We start from the raw sequence: 15503 nt of genomic DNA, 5'->3' as shown, positions 1-15503 counted from the left end.
GGCGGATCGATATTCGATCTAGTGGCTCGGAGCGTTCCCGTGAACCGCGCTGCGAGAGGGTATACGGCCGGAATGTCCGGCCCGATGGCTGCGAATGGCGTCGGAGTGGGGCGGACGTCGGGGTGAACCGACGCTGCCGGTCCCGGAGGGAAACGGACGGCCGCTAGCTATCAGGGCGCGGATTCTACGCGATGAATGGGGAGGATGCCGAGCCATCCGTTCAGCTAGGCGAGGCGAACGAGGTCGGCAGCGGGGCGGATGCGGGTGGGGAGCCAATGTTTCCAATGAAACCATGAACGCGAATCCGTACAATCGCCAGCCCAGCCCGAAGGAGTGCATGCCGCCATGAAACTTGGTTCCCTCAAGGAAGGCGGCCGCGACGGCACCCTGGTGGTGGTCTCGCGTGACCTGGCACGCGCGGTCCGGGCCTCGGGCATCGCCGCGACCCTGCAGCAGGCCCTGGACGACTGGCAGCGCGCGGCGCCGCGGCTGAACGCGCTGGCGGCTGCCCTGGAAGCGGGTGAAGCGACCGAGGCCTTCGATCTTGATCCGGCGAGCCTGGCCGCGCCGCTGCCGCGCGCCTACGAATTCGTGGATGGCAGCGCCTACCTGCCGCACGTGGAGCGCGTCCGTCGCGCCCGCGGTGCCGAGGTGCCGGAGAGCTTCTACACCGATCCGCTGATGTACCAGGCCACCAGCGCCGGCTTCTACGGTCCGCGCGACCCGGTGCGCGTCACCAGCGAGGACCACGGGATCGACCTGGAAGCCGAGATCGTGGTCATCACCGACGACGTGCCGATGGCGGTGACGCCAGAACAGGCGGCGGGCCACATCCAGCTGGTCGGCCTGGTCAACGACGTCTCCCTGCGCAACCTGATCCCGGGCGAGCTGGCCAAGGGCTTCGGCTTCCTGCAATCCAAGCCGCGCTCGGCGCTGTCGCCGGTGTTCGTGACGCCAGACGAGCTGGACGGGGCCTGGCAGGGCAACAAGCTGCACCTGCCACTGCTGACCCACATCAACGGCGAGTGGTTCGGCGCGCCGGAGGCCGGCGAGGACATGCAGTTCGACTTCGCCCAGCTGGTCGCCCATGCCGCCAGGACCCGCCCGCTGGCGGCCGGCACGATCGTGGGCTCCGGCACGATCGCCAACCAGGATGTCTCGCGCGGCGCGTCCTGCTTCGCCGAGCGGCGCACGGTCGAGGCGCTGCGCGATGGCAAGCCGAGCACGCCCTTCATGAAGTTCGGCGACACGGTCCGGATCGAGATGCTGGATCGCCAGGGCCGCAGCCTGTTCGGCGCGATCGAGCAGCGGATCGAGCGGCAGCCGGCTCCCGGCGCGGCCTGAACCGGCAGGCGGTGTCGCGGCCGCGACCGGCGGCCGTGGCAGGTGGAGCAGGCCGCGCTATCGTGCGCGCGGAACGGTCGTTCCCGGGAGGCGCATGTTGGACAGGATCACCGACGAAGGCCTGCACCTGTATTCGTACTGGCGCTCCAGCGCCGCCTACCGGGTGCGAATAGGCCTGGCGCTGAAAGGTCTGCAGTTCGAGACCGTGCCTGTGCACCTGCTCAAGGATGGTGGGCAGCAGCACGCGGCCGACTACGCCGCACTCAATCCTCAGCAGCTGGTGCCGTTGCTCATGCATGGTCGCCGCGCGGTGCGCCAGTCGCTGGCGATCCTCGAGTACCTCGAGGAGGTCTGGCCGGACACGCCGGCGCTGCTGCCCGGCACCGCGCGCGAGCGCGGCCGGGTCCGCGCGCTGGCACAGCTGGTCGCCTGCGACGTGCACCCGCTCAACAACCTGCGCGTGCTGCAGTTCTTCGAGCAGCACTGGAACGTGCCGCAGGCCGAGCGCGACGAGTGGGTGCGGCACTGGATCGTGGATGGACTCGCCGCATTCGAGGCGCTGGTCGACGAGGATCCGGCCACAGGTGCGTTCTGCCACGGGGACGCGCCCGGGCTGGCCGATTGCTGCCTGGTGCCGCAGCTGTACAACGCGCGGCGCTTCGGGCTGGAAGTGGCGCAATGGCCGACGCTGGCGCGGATCGAACAGGCCTGCCAGGTGTTGCCGGCGTTCCGCCAGGCGGCGCCCGAATCCCAGCCGGATGCGCCGAAGGGGGCGTGACCCTGGGGTCGCCCCGGCCGGCACGCGCCAGGCTGGTACCTAGGTGAAGCCGTGGGTGATGGTCGGCGTGGCCGGTATCGCGTTCACGTCGGCGTAGGGGTCGTGCTCGGCATCGGCACCCTCGGACAGGCGGAACTTGAGCGCCAGGCCGTCGCGCGAGTCGGCCGCGCGCAGCGCTTCCTCCTGCTCGATGCGGCCCTGCTTGACCATCCGGAACAGGCACTGGTCGAAGGTATGCATGCCTTCTTCCAGCGAACCTTCCATCGCCGCCTTGATCTCGTGCACCTGGCCCCGGCGCAGCAGGTCGCGGATCATCGGCGTGTTGATCAGTACCTCGGTGGCCGGGATCCGGCGCTCGTCCAGGCCCTTGACCAGGCGCAGCGAAACCACGGCGCGCAGGTTCAGCGCCAGGTTCATCAGCACGTTCTTGTGCGCGCTCTCGGGGAAGAAGTTGAGGATGCGCTCGATGGTCTGGTCGGCGTTGTTGGAGTGCAGCGTCGCCAGGCACAGATGGCCGGTTTCGGCGAAGGCGATCGCCGCCTCCATCGTGGTCGCGTCCAGGATCTCGCCGATCAGGATCACGTCCGGCGCTTCGCGCATCGCGTTCTTGAGCGCGTTGTGGAAGGCGTGCGTGTCCAGGCCGACTTCGCGCTGGTTGACGATCGACTTCTTGTGCTTGTGCAGGTACTCGATCGGGTCCTCGATGGTGAGGATGTGCCCGGTCGTGTTGCTGTTGCGGTAGTCGATCATCGAGGCCAGCGAGGTCGACTTGCCCGAGCCGGTGGAGCCGACCAGCAGCACCAGCCCGCGCGGAGTCATGATGATGTCCTTCAGCACGTCGGGCAGGTTGAGGTCCTCGATGCTGGGGATCACGCTGCGGATCGCGCGGATCACCATGCCTACCTCGCCGCGCTGCTTGAACACGTTGACGCGGAAGCGGCCGGCATCGGCCAGCGCAATGGCCATATTGAGCTCGAGCTCGCGCTCGAACTGGGGCACCTGGCCCTCGTCCATCAGCGAGTAGGCGATCTTCTTGACCATGCCGGGCGGCAGGCCGGTGTTGCCCAGCGGGTACAGCTTGCCCTCGATCTTGATGTAGACCGGGGCCCCGGTGGTCAGGAACATGTCCGAGGCGTTCTTCTCGGTCATCAGCTTCAGGAAGTAGCCGATATCCATTGCGCGACGATCCCCACTGCTCGTTTTTTGTCGATTCCCGGTCTGGCCCGCGCGGTGCCGTTGCATGCGCGCCGCAGGCTACAGACAATGGCCGTGCCGAAACGACACGACGTCCCCTGATGATCGACTCTAGCTTCGCACACTTCCGCCGGTGCCTGTATGCGCTGGTTGCCGCATCCGGGCTTGCGGTCACAGCCCAGGCCCAGGTCGCCTCGCCGGACCTGCTGCGCGCCCAGCAGGCCGTGCAGAACGCGCAGGCCGCCGATGCCGACCAGTACGCACCGGACCTGCTCGACACGGCCCGGCAGGCGCTGATCCAGGCGCAGGCGGGGGCGTTGTCGCGCAGCCGGGGGGAGCGCCGCGATGCGGACGAGCTGGCCAGGCGTGCGGCAGCCGATGCCGACCTGGCACGGGTGCGCAGCGACCGCGCGCAGGCCGACGCGGCGTTGCACCAGCGTCGGGAAGAGATCGCGGGACTACGGCAGACGCTTGGTCTGCCTGCGGAGGGCGCGCCATGAAGGCCCTCGCTTTTGTCCTTGCTGCGTCACTGCTGATGCCTGCCCCCGCCCGGGCCGCGGACGATCCGGACGCAATGCGCCTGCAGGCGCGCCTGGACCGGCTGCAGGCCGACCCTGCGCTGGGCCGCCTTGCGGCGTTCGAGCAGATGGAGGCGCGCCAGGCGATCACCGTCCTGGCCGAGGCCCGTCGCGGTGAGCGACCGGGCGCGCTCTACCTGGCCGAGCGCCGTATCGAGATCGCCGAGACCGCGGCGGGCGCCGAAATGGCACGGCGCGAGCTGGCCACACTTGACCTGCAGCGCAGCGAGCTGCTGTTGCAGGCCAGCCGTCGCGAAGTCGAGCGCGCCCGCCAGGAGGCCGAACATCTGCGGATCCAGTCGCAGATCCAGGCCGAGGAAGCCGAGCGTTTGCGCCTGGCCGCCGAGGCCGAAGCCGCGGCACGGACCGATGTCGAACAGACCCTCTCCACGGTGACTGGCAAGCAGACGGCGCAGCTGAGCGCGGCGCGGCGCAAGGAAGCCGAGCTGGCGCGGCAGGAGGCCGAACTGGTGTCGGGCACGAAGCTGCCGCCCTCGGCCTTCGAGTCGCGCGGGGAAGTGTTCGCCCTGCCGGCAAGTGCCTATGCCCCGGGCAAGGGCGCCCTGAGCACGGACGGCAAGGCCGGTGCCGGAGCGCTGGCCACCTACCTGCAGATCGGCAAGCGGGGGCGGGTGCGGGTCGAGGCATACGACAAGGACGGCAAGGTCGCCCAGGCACGGGCCGACGCGTTGAAGGCGGCGCTGGTGGCGGGCGGGGTGCCTGCGTCCCAGATCCAGGCGGCGGGCAAAAAATCGGCGGCGACGGCGAAGAAGGCGGCCGAAGTCATCGTCGCCCAGTAGGCGCAGTGGAAATCGCAGTTACATCAGGAATTTACACGAGAGACCGAGGCTTTCGGCCGGCCGGGCCCGAGGCTGCCCTGACGGCGATTCCTATTTCGAATCAACAGGTTGCAGGGCGGGTTGCCGCCCTCCGGGGCGAGGAGTAGGGTCAATTACCCGGATGGTGCTTCCGCCATCTGGCTGACAGGAGCACCCTGCCGATGCAGCCGCTGTACGCTTCACTGGAGATCGCCGTCGGGCCGCAGCCGGCCCGGGGATTTCCGGTGGTGCCCGGGCCGCACCGTGCCACCCCTGCTCCGAAAAATGCGACGCCCCGGACCTTGCAGGCCCGGGGCGTTTTGCTTTCCAGGGCTGGCCAGGAAGGCCGGCATCCGCGGCAGGGATGCGCGAAACCCCCAGGAGGTGCAGACATGTTTGAAGGGCAGCCGCAGGCCGAAATCGATGCGCTCATGAAGCGCGACCCCGAATTCAAGCAGCTCTACCAGCGACATCGCACGCTGGACAAGAAGGTGATGGATGCCGATCTCGGGGTCCTGCCGATCGACGATTTCACGCTCGGGCAGATGAAGCGCGAAAAGCTGCACGCCAAGGAAAAACTGCTGCGCATCTACGACCGGGCGCACTGACCGCGCGTTACCGGTAAACGCTTCACGTCGTGGGCGGTGGCGGCTTCCTCGTCGGTCCGCCACCGCCCACGTCACTTGCGCCAGTACCTCCCCGCGCTTTCCCTCCTTGTAGGAGCGGGCATGACCGCGACACCGAGGGTGCCGAATCCACGAAGGCGCCGCCCGTGCCAAAGGCGTCGGTGTCGCGGTCATGCCCGCTCCTACAAGGACGGACAGCGCGGCTGCGCCGGAACGCTGACTTGACCCCCGCATCCGGCCGATAATCCCGGTTCCGCCGCGCATCGCGGCCCAGCACAACCGGATCGATGATGGCCCCGCATGCCTCCGTGCTCGAACTGATCGGGCACACGCCCATGGTCAAGGCCCGGCGCCTGGACACCGGCGTCTGCGAGCTCTACCTCAAGCTGGAAAACGCCAATCCCGGCGGCTCGATCAAGGACCGCATCGGCCTGTCGATGATCGAGGCGGCCGAGAAACGCGGCGACCTGCAGCCCGGCGCCACCCTGGTCGAGGGCACCGCCGGCAATACCGGACTGGGCCTGGCGCTGGTGGCCCAGCAGAAAGGCTACAAGCTGGTCCTGGTGGTCCCGGACAAGATGAGCCGGGAGAAGATCTTCAACCTCAAGGCGATGGGCGCCGAGGTGCGGCTGACCCGCTCGGACGTGGGCAAGGGCCATCCGGAGTACTACCAGGACCTGGCCGCGCGCATCGCCGCCGAGACGCCGGGTGCCTACTTCATCAACCAGTTCGGCAACCCGGACAACCCGGTGGCGCACGAGACCGGCACCGGCCCGGAGATCATCGCGCAGATGGCTGAAGTAGGCGGTTTCGACGCGATCGTGTTCGGCTGCGGCAGCTCCGGCACCATGACCGGGCTGTCGCGGTGCTTCGCGCGGGAGGCGCCCGGGGTGGAGTTGGTGCTGGCCGATCCGGTCGGCTCGATCCTCACCCAGTACATCAACGAAGGCGTGCTCAGCGACAAGTCCGGCAGCTGGCTGGTGGAAGGCATCGGCGAGGATTTCCTGCCGGCGATCTCCGATTTCAGCCGGGTGAAGAAGGCCTATGCGATCTCCGATGCCGAGAGCTTCCACACCGCGCGCGAACTGCTGGCCACCGAGGGCATCCTCGGCGGCTCCTCCACCGGCACCCTGCTGGCGGCGGCGCTCAGGTACTGCCGTGAGCAGACCGTGCCCAAGCGTGTAGTGGTGTTCGTGTGCGACACCGGCAACAAGTACCTGTCGAAGATGTACAACGACTACTGGATGCTGGACAACGGCTTCCTGGAGCGCCCGCAGCACGGCGACCTGCGCGACCTGATCCTGCGCCCGTACAGCCAGCGCGACACCGTGGTGGTCGGACCGAAGGACCTGCTGACCACCGCCTACCAGCGGATGAAGCTGTACGACGTCTCGCAGCTGCCGGTGATGGACGGCGAGCAGCTGGTCGGCATCATCGACGAGAGCGACGTGCTGCTGCACGTGTACGGCGACGAGGCCCGCTTCCGCGACCCGGTCTCGGTGGCGATGGTCAGCAAGCTGGACCGGCTGGACGTGAAGTCGCCGATCGAGGCCCTGCTGCCGGTGTTCGACCGGGGCCAGGTGGCGATCGTGATGGACGGGGAGCGGTTCCTGGGCCTGATCACCCGGATCGACCTGCTGAACTATCTGCGGCGGCGGGTGCAGTAGGGGCCGGCTGGAGTCCCGGTGGGCGGTGGGGCATCGGGACTGGCGCCACTTGCACGGGCGCGGCTGGTTCTGCTTCGACGGCCTGTCCCGTGACCGTGGTCACGGGCTGCGGGTCCGGCGGGGCAGCCGGGTGAATCCTGGCCGCCGGAAGCCTGCGGGACATTCGCTCCCGGGCTCCCGGTCCGTTAAGCCCGGGCTGCTAGAATTCGCGGTCATCTCCAGAGGAAGGCCATGACGGACCAGCCCACCCACGCCGCCCCGGACGGGCGCAAGCTGTCGCTTGCGACCCTGGCGATCCACGGCGGCCAGGCACCGGACCCCAGCACCGGGGCGGTGATGCCGCCGATCTACGCCACATCGACCTACGCCCAGAGCAGCCCGGGCGAGCACCAGGGTTTCGAGTACTCGCGTACCCACAACCCGACCCGCTTCGCCTACGAGCGCTGCGTGGCGGTGCTGGAAGGTGGCACCCGCGGCTTCGCCTTCGCCTCGGGCATGGCCGCGACCTCGACCGTGCTGGAGCTGCTGAACAGCGGCGACCACATCGTGGCGATGGACGACCTCTACGGCGGAAGCTACCGCCTGTTCGAGCGCGTGCGCCGACGCAGCGCCGGCCTGGATTTCAGCTTCGTCGACCTGTGCGACCTGGCCGCGTTCGAGGCCGCGATCACGCCGAAGACGCGCATGGTCTGGATCGAGACGCCGACCAATCCGATGCTCAAGATCGTCGACATCGCCGCCGTCGCGGAGATCGCGCGCAAGCACGGCCTGCTGGTGGTGGTCGACAACACCTTCGCCTCGCCGATCGTGCAGCGCCCGCTGGAGCTGGGCGCGCACCTGGTGATGCATTCGGCGACCAAGTACCTCAACGGCCATTCGGACATGGTCGGCGGCATGGTCGTGGCCGGCGACGACGAACTCGGCGAACGCATGGCGTTCCTGCAGAATTCGATCGGCGCCGTGCAGGGCCCGTTCGACAGCTTCCTCGCCCTGCGCGGCCTGAAGACCCTGCCGCTGCGCATGCGCGCGCACAACGAGAATGCGCTGGCGCTGGCGCAGTGGCTGCAGAGCCAGCCGGCGGTGGAGAAGGTGATCTATCCGGGCCTGGCGTCGCATCCGCAGCACGCACTGGCTGCAAGGCAGATGCAGGGGTTCGGCGGCATTGTCTCGGTGGTGCTCAAGGGCGGATTCGAGGCGGCGAAGCGGTTCTGCGAGCGGACCGAGCTGTTTACCCTGGCGGAGTCGCTGGGGGGCGTGGAGAGCCTGGTGAACCATCCGGCGGTGATGACGCATGCGTCGGTGCCGGTGGAGCGGCGGGAGAAGCTGGGGATTTCGGGTGGCCTGGTGCGGTTGAGTGTGGGGGTGGAGGGGGTTGGGGATCTCAAGTCGGATCTCGAACGAGCAATGGAGCAGGTACGATGAAGGGGAATTTCGTTTCAAGACTGTGGACGAACCGAAAGCTAGCGTGGGAAATGGCCAAGCGCGAGGTGTACTCAAGATACCGGGGCTCGGCCGTCGGGGTCGCCTGGTCTTTCTTCTTCCCAGTGCTGATGCTCGGCGTCTATACGTTCGTATTCGGCGTAATTTTCCGCTCGAAGTGGACGGTTCCGGACGGCCAGCAGTCGACGACCGAGTTCGCCCTGATCCTGTTCGCCGGGCTGATCGTATTCGGGATGTTCTCCGAGTGCCTGGTGAAGTCCCCGGCGCTGATCGCAAACAACCCGCAGTTCGTCAAAAAGGTCGTTTTTCCGCTTGAGGTGCTGCCCGTCTCGTGCGTGCTGGCTGCCATTTTTCACATGCTGGTGAGTCTGGTGGTCCTGTTCATGGCAATGCTGTTCGTGCAGGGTGGCGTGCCTTGGACGGCGCTGCTTTTCCCGCTGGTGGTATTCCCGCTGTTGCTGGCTACACTCGGGGTATCGTGGTTCCTAGCTTCGACCGGAGTCTATCTCCGTGACCTCGGTCAGCTGATGCCGCTGCTGTCCATGGCCCTGCTGTTCATGTCCCCCGTCTTCTATCCGATCACCGCAATCCCGGAGAGGTATAGGCATATCGTGGAGATGAATCCGATCACAGGCGTGGTGGACGCGGCCCGCGAAGTACTCGTTTTTGGACGGCTCCCGGACTGGTCGGTGATCGGCTGGCAGATGCTTGCGTCGCTGGTGATCGCAGTGCTCGGTCTAGCTTGGTTCCGTTACGTCCGTAAGGGGTTTGCCGATGTCCTCTGAGGCGGTGATACGGGCGAGCAATCTGGGCAAGCGCTTCGAGATATTCTCCTCGCCGAGCGACCGGCTGCTGCATATGCTGACTAGTCCTGTGTCGCGGGCGCTGGGGTCGCGCGCGAAGTCAAGGGGGCGAGAAGTCTGGGCGGTGCGGAATGTCGACTTTGACGTCGTCCGCGGGGAGACGCTGGGCATCGTCGGGCGCAATGGTTCGGGCAAGAGCACGCTCCTGCAGATGATCTGCGGGACGCTGTCGCCGACCGAGGGCGATTTTTCGTTATCCGGCCGCATTGCGGCACTCCTGGAGCTCGGTGCCGGGTTCAACCCGGAGTTCACCGGGCGCGAGAACGTACTCCTAAACGGAATGCTCCTGGGGTTGTCGCGGGATGCGGTGGAGTCGAGATTCGATGAAATCGCCGCATTCGCCGACATCGGGCAGTACATCGACGAGCCCACCAAGACGTACTCAAGCGGAATGTTCGTGCGCCTTGCGTTCGCGGTCGCCACCTCGGTCGATGCCGACGTCCTGATAGTCGACGAGGCGCTGGCTGTAGGCGATGCCCGCTTCCAAGCGCGGTGCATGAAACGGATACGGCAGATTCAGGACGGCGGTGCGTCGGTATTGTTCGTCAGCCATGACGTCTCCACCGTTCGCACGCTTTGTCAGAGGGCGCTCTGGCTGGATTCGGGAAGGATGAGGATGCTGGGACCTGTCCTGCAGGTTACGTCGCGCTACATGGAGTCCATATTCGCCGACGACCCCGACGCCTCGCCCGACCGCCCTGTGGTCGAGGGCGTCGCAGCGGATGCCGCGGGCGACGGGCCGGAGGTCGGGGAAGTCGCGGCCGGCGCCGAGGAGCCGACCGAGGCTGAGGCCGAGACCGAGCGCGTATCGGACCTGGGGGATGGGAGCCCTGTGCACTCGCCGGACGAATACGACCAGATGCGCCATGTCGTGGAGTCTGCGCCAGCCGGCATAGATTCTCGGCCGGTATCCCATTGGGGCGAGCAGGTCGGACTGATCGAGTCGGCGGAGATCCTGGATGGGGATGGCCAGCCGTTGGATCTGGCGCGCTGGGGCGAGTGTTGCCGGATACGTATCAGGTTCAGCTTGCCGCACGAGTATTCGCCGGAGACGTTCGGAGTCGCGTTCTCGATAAAGGACCTGAAGGGATCCGACATTATCGTATCCAGCAGCCACGACCGCGACGGCGGCGGCGACATGCACTGGTCTGCGGACGAGCGAGTCACCGTGGAATTCGAATTCGAGAATGGGTTGGTGGAAGGCAAGTATTTTCTCGTCGCCGCGCTGGAGCGGCGTACCGGCCCAGTAGTCGAATACTACGAATATCTGGAAGGCGCCCGCTACTTCTCCTCGGTGGCCGACAAGCGGTACTTCGGCGTTTATCAGCCACGGATCAGTCACAGCTACAGCGAGTCGACACGTGTCGGATAATTTGGTCAATTCAAAGGATTACTGGGATACGCGCTTCACGTCGGACTGGGAGGAGCGCCAAGGGCGCGCGCAATCCCGGTTCTTCGGTGCGCTTGCGTTCAGCTTGCTGCCGAAATGGCTGATCGCCGCTTCGGCGGAAGGGTTGAGCTGGTGCGACTGGGGTTGTGCGCTCGGCGATGGAACCAACGAGCTGGCCATCAACCTGGCTGGCGTCGACATGACCGGAGTGGATTTCTCCCCAGTCGCCATCGAGGACGCCCGGCAGCACTACCCGGGCCAGAAGTTCGTCGCTGAGGACTGGGTCTCTAGGGATCCGGAAGGCGAGGCTTTCGATGTGGTCTTCAGCTCCAATACGCTGGAGCACTTCCACGAACCGTGGAAGGTCATCGGGACCTTATCGGCGCGGGCGCAACGCGCGGTCGCATTGCTGTTGCCATTCCGCGAATGGCAGCGCATCGATGAGCACCACGTGACTTTCCATCCAGACAACGTGCCGATGGTGCTTGGAGACGGCAAGGTGCTCGCCCATGTACGCGTACGCGACGTGAGCTCCGACGAGCCTTGTAACTGGCCGGGCGAGCAGCTGCTGGCGATCTGGGTGGATCCGGAATGGGCCAGGGAGCTTGGCCTGCATCTTTCGGACATGGACATCGAGCTGCTGCCGCCTAGCACGTTCGTGCCGGTGCGTGAGCAGGTCGAAGGGCTGGCGCATGAGCTGGACAGCGCACTGGCGGCGGTCGCTGAGTCGCGACCGGAGTCCGCGGGCGAGGCTGAGGCTCTGCGCCGCCTCCTGCGGCATGTCCTCATCACGCGCACCAATCAGTCCGTCGGAACCTCCGCTTTCACCGGGGCCATGGCCGAGCGAGAGGAAAAGGACGCGCGCCAGCTCGAAATCGCCGTCCAGGCGATCGCTCCCTGGCTGATCAGCGAGTCCGTTTCGGTGGAAATGCGCGAGCGGGTCGGGTCGATCGGCGAGCAATTGGCCGACCTCCAGGCTAGGACGCGCGCGGCCGAGGAGTCCGCTGCCACCGCTGCGCTGGAGCTGCACGGATTGCGCGATGCGATCGAAGGATCGAAGTTGCGCGAGATGGACCTCGATGGACAGCTCCAGGAGTCGCGCCGCTCCGCGAGCCAGACCGAAGCGCAGCTCCAGGAAGCACGCCGCTCCGCGAGCGAGATCGAAGAGCAGCTCCAGGAAGCGCGCCGCTCCGCGAGCGAGGCCGAAACGAAGGTCCAGGATGGGCTCTTGGACAGGGCGGCCCTGCTGGCCGAGCTGGATCAGGCGAGGTCGAAGCTGGAGGAGGGCCGCGAGGAGATGCAGGTAGCGGCCCGCGACTGGACGAGCGAGCGCGAACGGCTGGGCGCGGAACTGGAGGCCGCCGCCGTGCTCTTGGCCGAGCGCTGCGCCCGGATAGAAGATCTGCGCAGGCAGGTCGAGATCGAGCAAAGGCAGTCCGGCATCGAGCTGGCGTTCCGCGACGCTGCATTGGCTGGGCGCGGGGCGCACATCCAGTCGCTCGAGCAACAGCTGGCGGACATGTACCGCAGCAGGAGCTGGCGCATCACCTCCCCCTTGCGGGAAGCCGCGCGGCTTCTCAGGCGGATCAAGCGTTCGATCGCTGCCCGACGGGCCGCATCGATGGGCATGCGGCCGAGCGGTATGGCCGCCGTTCCGATTGAGCCCCGGGTGCATGAAGTGCGCCGCCCACCTGTGGAGCCACTGTCGCAGCCGCAGTCCCAGGAGCCGCTGGCCGACATCCTGCACCTGGTCCAGGACTTCGTGGGCGGTGGCCTGGAGCGTGTGGTTCTCGACCTCTGCGTCGAAATGACCAGGCTGGGGTACCGGCCCGCCGTGGCCGTGCTCGGCCATCTCGGCGACATCGCCGAGGAGGCGCGGCAGGCCGGGATCGAAGTGGTGGCGTGCAAGAACGACCCGGTCGGAGTGCTATCCGAGGCCGAGCGCCTTGGCGCGAAGGTGTGCTTCACCCACCATGCCTACACGGGCCTGGACGCAATCCATGCCAACGGCGTGCGCGTGATCGAGGTGCTCCACAACGCCTATCACTGGCAGGTCGGATCCGACTGGTTCACACACCTGCGTTCGCGCAGCGTCGACGCGTACGTCGCGGTATCTGGATTCGTGCGCGACTACTCCGTCGAGCGGCTCGGGCTCGATCCGGGCAGCATCACGTTGATCAACAACGGCCTGAACACGCACGGCTTCATCAGGCCACCGCTGCCTATGGTAGCGGCGCATCGCCGCGAGTCCATCGGCTCGCCTAGGTTCCTGTTCGCGGGGAACCTGCATTTCCAGAAGAACCACCTGCTTGTCATCCGGAGCTTCGCTGAGGTGGTCAAGCGCTACCCGGACGCGCACCTAGTGATGCTCGGTTCGCTGGGCGGGGACGCCGAGGCGCGGCATGCCGTTGAGGTGCTGGCGGCGCCACTGGTGGAATCCGGGTCGCTCACCCTGGCCGGGTCAGTGGGCCGCAGGCGGATGTCGAAGGAGTTTGCGCGCGCGCATGTGGCGCTGCTCCCGACACAGCTGGAGGGATTCAGCATCTCTACGCTCGAGTTCGCCTATTTCGGCCTGCCGAGCGTCCTCTCTGAAACCGGGGCAAGCAACGAGCTCTCGCAGCGGTTCGGGCACGTTCTCATGGCGGCCGGCGCGGCTACAGGCTTCGACGAACTGTCCGCCGAGATGGTGAGGAAACGCTTCTATCAGCCCGACATGGAATCGGTGCAGTCACTTGCAGGTTCGATGTGCGCGATGGTCGAGGACTACGGGAACTGGCTGTCGCGCGCATTGGATGCAGCGGAGAAATATGATTCCTACAGCGTGAGCGCGACGGCAGCAAATTACTGCGCGCTCGTTCCGATAGTGGAAGAAGGCCAGCGTGGAGCCCAGAATGGCGCATGATTTTTCGAAGTTCCGGGTGGCTTTCGTTGCGCCATGCCCTTACGGAGAGCGCGTCCAGGAAGGCTGGATGAGCCGGATCGCAGCGGTCGACGCCATCTTTGGCGACGGCCCACGGCTGTATGTGCACCTGGGTAGCCATCACTCGAAGGCGGATGGCGAAATCATCCACGACCATGGCGACGGGCTCCACGAGATCTGCCTGAATGTCACCGAGCACGCGCACCGCGACACCATCGGCAGTTTGCTCGATCACGTGCGGTTCCTCTACGTCCACACCGTGCACCTGGCGGAGTTCGTGGCGCCGTGGCTTGATACGGGGAAGATCGTCGTTGACTTCCATGGCGTGGTCCCGGAAGAGGAAACCATGCTGGGGCGGCCGGAATTGGCGCCGAAATACGAGGTGATCGAGCAGCAAGTACTCGAGGGGGCCATGGCATGCGTGATGGTGTCGCAGGCCATGCAGGAACACTACATAGCGAAGTACCCCCAATTGAGCCCTCGGCGGTGCATCATCCTCCCGATCGTCGAGGCGATGGAGGCGGAGTCGAGGGGGCGCCGCGACGGCGAGTTGCCGGTTCGGGTGGTCTATGCGGGCGGCACGCAGGCCTGGCAGAACCTGGATGCGATGCTTGGTGTCGCCAGGAGCAGCCAGTCGGTCGGCCGTTTCCGCTTCCTGTCCCACGACCACGAACTCATCAGGCGCCGGGCGGCCGAGCTGGGCATACAGGAAGGCATCGAGTGCCTGTTCTCCCCCAAGTCCAGACTGGCCGCCGAGTACGCCGCGGCCGATTTCGGTTTTGCGCTCCGCGACGATTCGCCCGTCAACAGGGTCTCTTCGCCGACGAAGATTTTCGAGTATCTTCAATGCGGCGTGATTCCGATCGTGCGATCTCCCCGGCTGGGCGATTTCCAGTCGCTGGGCTACCGGTATGTCACCGAGGAGGAGTTCAGTTCGGGGCTCTTCCCGGACAGCTCCTCGCGGGCATGGATGATCGATGACAACCTGGGTGTGGCGCGGAAACTGCGCGACCGGTTCCGCATCGGTGCAGCTGAATTGATCGCTTTGCGAGGGTGAGCACATGGGGTACGAGATCGACCTGCTGCAGGAGCTTCGACGGGACGTGCTGCTCAGGCACGTCCACCGGGACCACCGCGTGATCGAGGTCGGCGCGTTTTACCGGCCGACCATCCTTCCCGGGGAGGCTCAGACCATCTTCGCCGACTACTACGGGACCGACGAGCTCCAGTCGCAGGCCGGCGCGCAGGGGGTAAACCGCCAAGTGGCCCCAGTGACCATACGGCTCGCGGAGCAGGAGCTGTGGGAGGCGTTCCGGGGGCGCGTGGACTGGATCGTGGCCAACCACGTTCTCGAGCACCTCGTGGATCCGTTCCGTTGGCTCAAGCAGATCGAGCCATGCCTGAACGAGGGTGGCGCGGTCTTCATCACGCTGCCGGACAAGAGGTTCAGTTTCGATCACGCGCGAACGGACACGGCGTTCGCGCATTTCGTTGCCGACTACCTGTTCGGCGGCGAGAAGTCCCTGCCGGAGCATTGCGTCGACGCGGGGCTGCTCTACGACGGTTCGCGCGTCGGCGGGGAGACGGTCGATCCTTCGCCCCGGCTTGATCCTGGATTCATCGAGCATGCGATCAAGTCGCACCATCCGGGGATGCACGTGCACGTGTTCCAGGGACCGACGTTCCGCAGCCGCGTCCTCGAGCCGTTCCTGGCGCTGGGATGGCTGGGCTACGAACTGGCCGAGTACGGCGAGATCCCGCAGCTGGGCGAGTTCTATTTCATCCTTCGCCGGACCGACGTACCGAACAATCGAAGGCCGGCCGCGGACTGGCTCTTCTTCGCGCGAAGCCAGGACTCAGTTGGTGACCAATAGTCCAACAGTCC

General features: G+C 66.3%; 13 protein-coding genes. 12 read left to right on the top strand and 1 reads right to left on the bottom strand.

Annotation, left to right across the window (positions count from 1 at the left end; all coding sequences use genetic code 11):
• Positions 1–345: 345 nt before the first annotated feature.
• Together CSC65_RS02695 and maiA are read left to right on the top strand one after the other, a co-directional pair.
• The gene (locus tag CSC65_RS02695; RefSeq protein ID WP_162408433.1) at positions 346–1344 is read left to right on the top strand and encodes a fumarylacetoacetate hydrolase family protein; all 999 of its coding nucleotides are present in this window, start codon (positions 346–348) and stop codon (positions 1342–1344) included.
• A gap of 94 nt (positions 1345–1438) precedes the next feature.
• Positions 1439–2122, top strand: coding sequence for a maleylacetoacetate isomerase (maiA, locus tag CSC65_RS02690; RefSeq protein ID WP_162408432.1), 684 nt, complete (start codon positions 1439–1441; stop codon positions 2120–2122).
• Between the two features lie 39 nt (positions 2123–2161).
• Here the strand turns inward: maiA and CSC65_RS02685 are convergent, their stop codons facing one another.
• Positions 2162–3298 (bottom strand): PilT/PilU family type 4a pilus ATPase, encoded by a 1137-nt coding sequence (locus CSC65_RS02685; RefSeq protein WP_162408431.1) that lies wholly within the window; start codon positions 3296–3298, stop codon positions 2162–2164.
• A 119-nt stretch (positions 3299–3417) separates the two neighbouring features.
• Here CSC65_RS02685 and CSC65_RS02680 point away from each other — a divergent pair, with 119 nt between their 5' ends.
• The 10 genes from CSC65_RS02680 to CSC65_RS02635 all read left to right on the top strand — a co-directional run bounded on the left by CSC65_RS02680 (position 3418) and on the right by CSC65_RS02635 (position 15492).
• The gene (locus CSC65_RS02680) at positions 3418–3816 is read left to right on the top strand and encodes a DUF4398 domain-containing protein (RefSeq protein ID WP_425501295.1); all 399 of its coding nucleotides are present in this window, start codon (positions 3418–3420) and stop codon (positions 3814–3816) included.
• Positions 3813–4694, top strand: a complete 882-nt coding sequence (locus CSC65_RS02675; protein ID WP_162408430.1) for an OmpA family protein — start codon at positions 3813–3815, stop codon at positions 4692–4694. Before CSC65_RS02680 ends, CSC65_RS02675 begins: the two co-directional genes overlap by 4 nt.
• Positions 4695–5104: 410 nt before the next feature.
• Positions 5105–5320, top strand: coding sequence for an HP1242/YdcH family protein (locus CSC65_RS02670; protein ID WP_162408540.1), 216 nt, complete (start codon positions 5105–5107; stop codon positions 5318–5320).
• A gap of 308 nt (positions 5321–5628) precedes the next feature.
• Positions 5629–7005: a pyridoxal-phosphate dependent enzyme gene (locus tag CSC65_RS02665; protein ID WP_162408429.1), complete on the top strand. Its 1377-nt coding sequence runs from the start codon at positions 5629–5631 to the stop codon at positions 7003–7005.
• A 231-nt stretch (positions 7006–7236) separates the two neighbouring features.
• Positions 7237–8427 carry a cystathionine gamma-synthase gene (locus CSC65_RS02660; RefSeq protein ID WP_162408428.1) on the top strand — a complete coding sequence of 397 codons (1191 nt, stop codon included), beginning with the start codon at positions 7237–7239 and terminating at the stop codon, positions 8425–8427.
• A complete protein-coding gene (locus CSC65_RS02655; protein WP_162408427.1) occupies positions 8424–9230 on the top strand; it encodes an ABC transporter permease in 807 nt (268 codons plus the stop codon). Before CSC65_RS02660 ends, CSC65_RS02655 begins: the two co-directional genes overlap by 4 nt.
• Positions 9220–10680, top strand: a complete 1461-nt coding sequence (locus tag CSC65_RS02650; RefSeq protein WP_162408426.1) for an ABC transporter ATP-binding protein — start codon at positions 9220–9222, stop codon at positions 10678–10680. The genes CSC65_RS02655 and CSC65_RS02650 overlap by 11 nt, the downstream gene beginning before the upstream one ends.
• Positions 10670–13600, top strand: coding sequence for a glycosyltransferase (locus tag CSC65_RS02645; protein WP_162408425.1), 2931 nt, complete (start codon positions 10670–10672; stop codon positions 13598–13600). The genes CSC65_RS02650 and CSC65_RS02645 overlap by 11 nt, the downstream gene beginning before the upstream one ends.
• Positions 13601–13667: 67 nt before the next feature.
• Positions 13668–14675 (top strand): glycosyltransferase family protein, encoded by a 1008-nt coding sequence (locus tag CSC65_RS02640; RefSeq protein WP_162408424.1) that lies wholly within the window; start codon positions 13668–13670, stop codon positions 14673–14675.
• A gap of 4 nt (positions 14676–14679) precedes the next feature.
• Complete coding sequence (locus tag CSC65_RS02635; protein WP_162408423.1) at positions 14680–15492, top strand: methyltransferase domain-containing protein; 813 nt, start codon at positions 14680–14682, stop codon at positions 15490–15492.
• Positions 15493–15503 lie beyond the last annotated feature (11 nt).

The sequence above is a fragment of the Pseudoxanthomonas daejeonensis genome (genome assembly GCF_010093205.1).
GTDB lineage: Bacteria > Pseudomonadota > Gammaproteobacteria > Xanthomonadales > Xanthomonadaceae > Pseudoxanthomonas > Pseudoxanthomonas daejeonensis.
The sequence above is the reverse complement of the archived record's forward strand: the minus strand, read 5'-3'. Positions and strand labels throughout refer to the sequence as shown.

Bases quoted from the DNA above. Each gene is read 5' to 3' on its own strand.
- CSC65_RS02655 (WP_162408427.1), top strand. From the start codon at position 8,424: ATGAAGGGGAATTTCGTTTCAAGACTGTGGACGAACCGAAAGCTAGCG.
- CSC65_RS02675 (WP_162408430.1), top strand. From the start codon at position 3,813: ATGAAGGCCCTCGCTTTTGTCCTTGCTGCGTCACTGCTGATGCCTGCC.
- CSC65_RS02640 (WP_162408424.1), top strand. From the start codon at position 13,668: ATGAGCCGGATCGCAGCGGTCGACGCCATCTTTGGCGACGGCCCACGG.
- CSC65_RS02660 (WP_162408428.1), top strand. From the start codon at position 7,237: ATGACGGACCAGCCCACCCACGCCGCCCCGGACGGGCGCAAGCTGTCG.
- maiA (WP_162408432.1), top strand. From the start codon at position 1,439: ATGTTGGACAGGATCACCGACGAAGGCCTGCACCTGTATTCGTACTGG.
- CSC65_RS02635 (WP_162408423.1), top strand. From the start codon at position 14,680: ATGGGGTACGAGATCGACCTGCTGCAGGAGCTTCGACGGGACGTGCTG.
- CSC65_RS02665 (WP_162408429.1), top strand. From the start codon at position 5,629: ATGGCCCCGCATGCCTCCGTGCTCGAACTGATCGGGCACACGCCCATG.
- CSC65_RS02650 (WP_162408426.1), top strand. From the start codon at position 9,220: ATGTCCTCTGAGGCGGTGATACGGGCGAGCAATCTGGGCAAGCGCTTC.
- CSC65_RS02685 (WP_162408431.1), bottom strand. From the start codon at position 3,298: ATGGATATCGGCTACTTCCTGAAGCTGATGACCGAGAAGAACGCCTCG.
- CSC65_RS02680 (WP_425501295.1), top strand. From the start codon at position 3,418: ATGATCGACTCTAGCTTCGCACACTTCCGCCGGTGCCTGTATGCGCTG.
- CSC65_RS02670 (WP_162408540.1), top strand. From the start codon at position 5,105: ATGTTTGAAGGGCAGCCGCAGGCCGAAATCGATGCGCTCATGAAGCGC.
- CSC65_RS02695 (WP_162408433.1), top strand. From the start codon at position 346: ATGAAACTTGGTTCCCTCAAGGAAGGCGGCCGCGACGGCACCCTGGTG.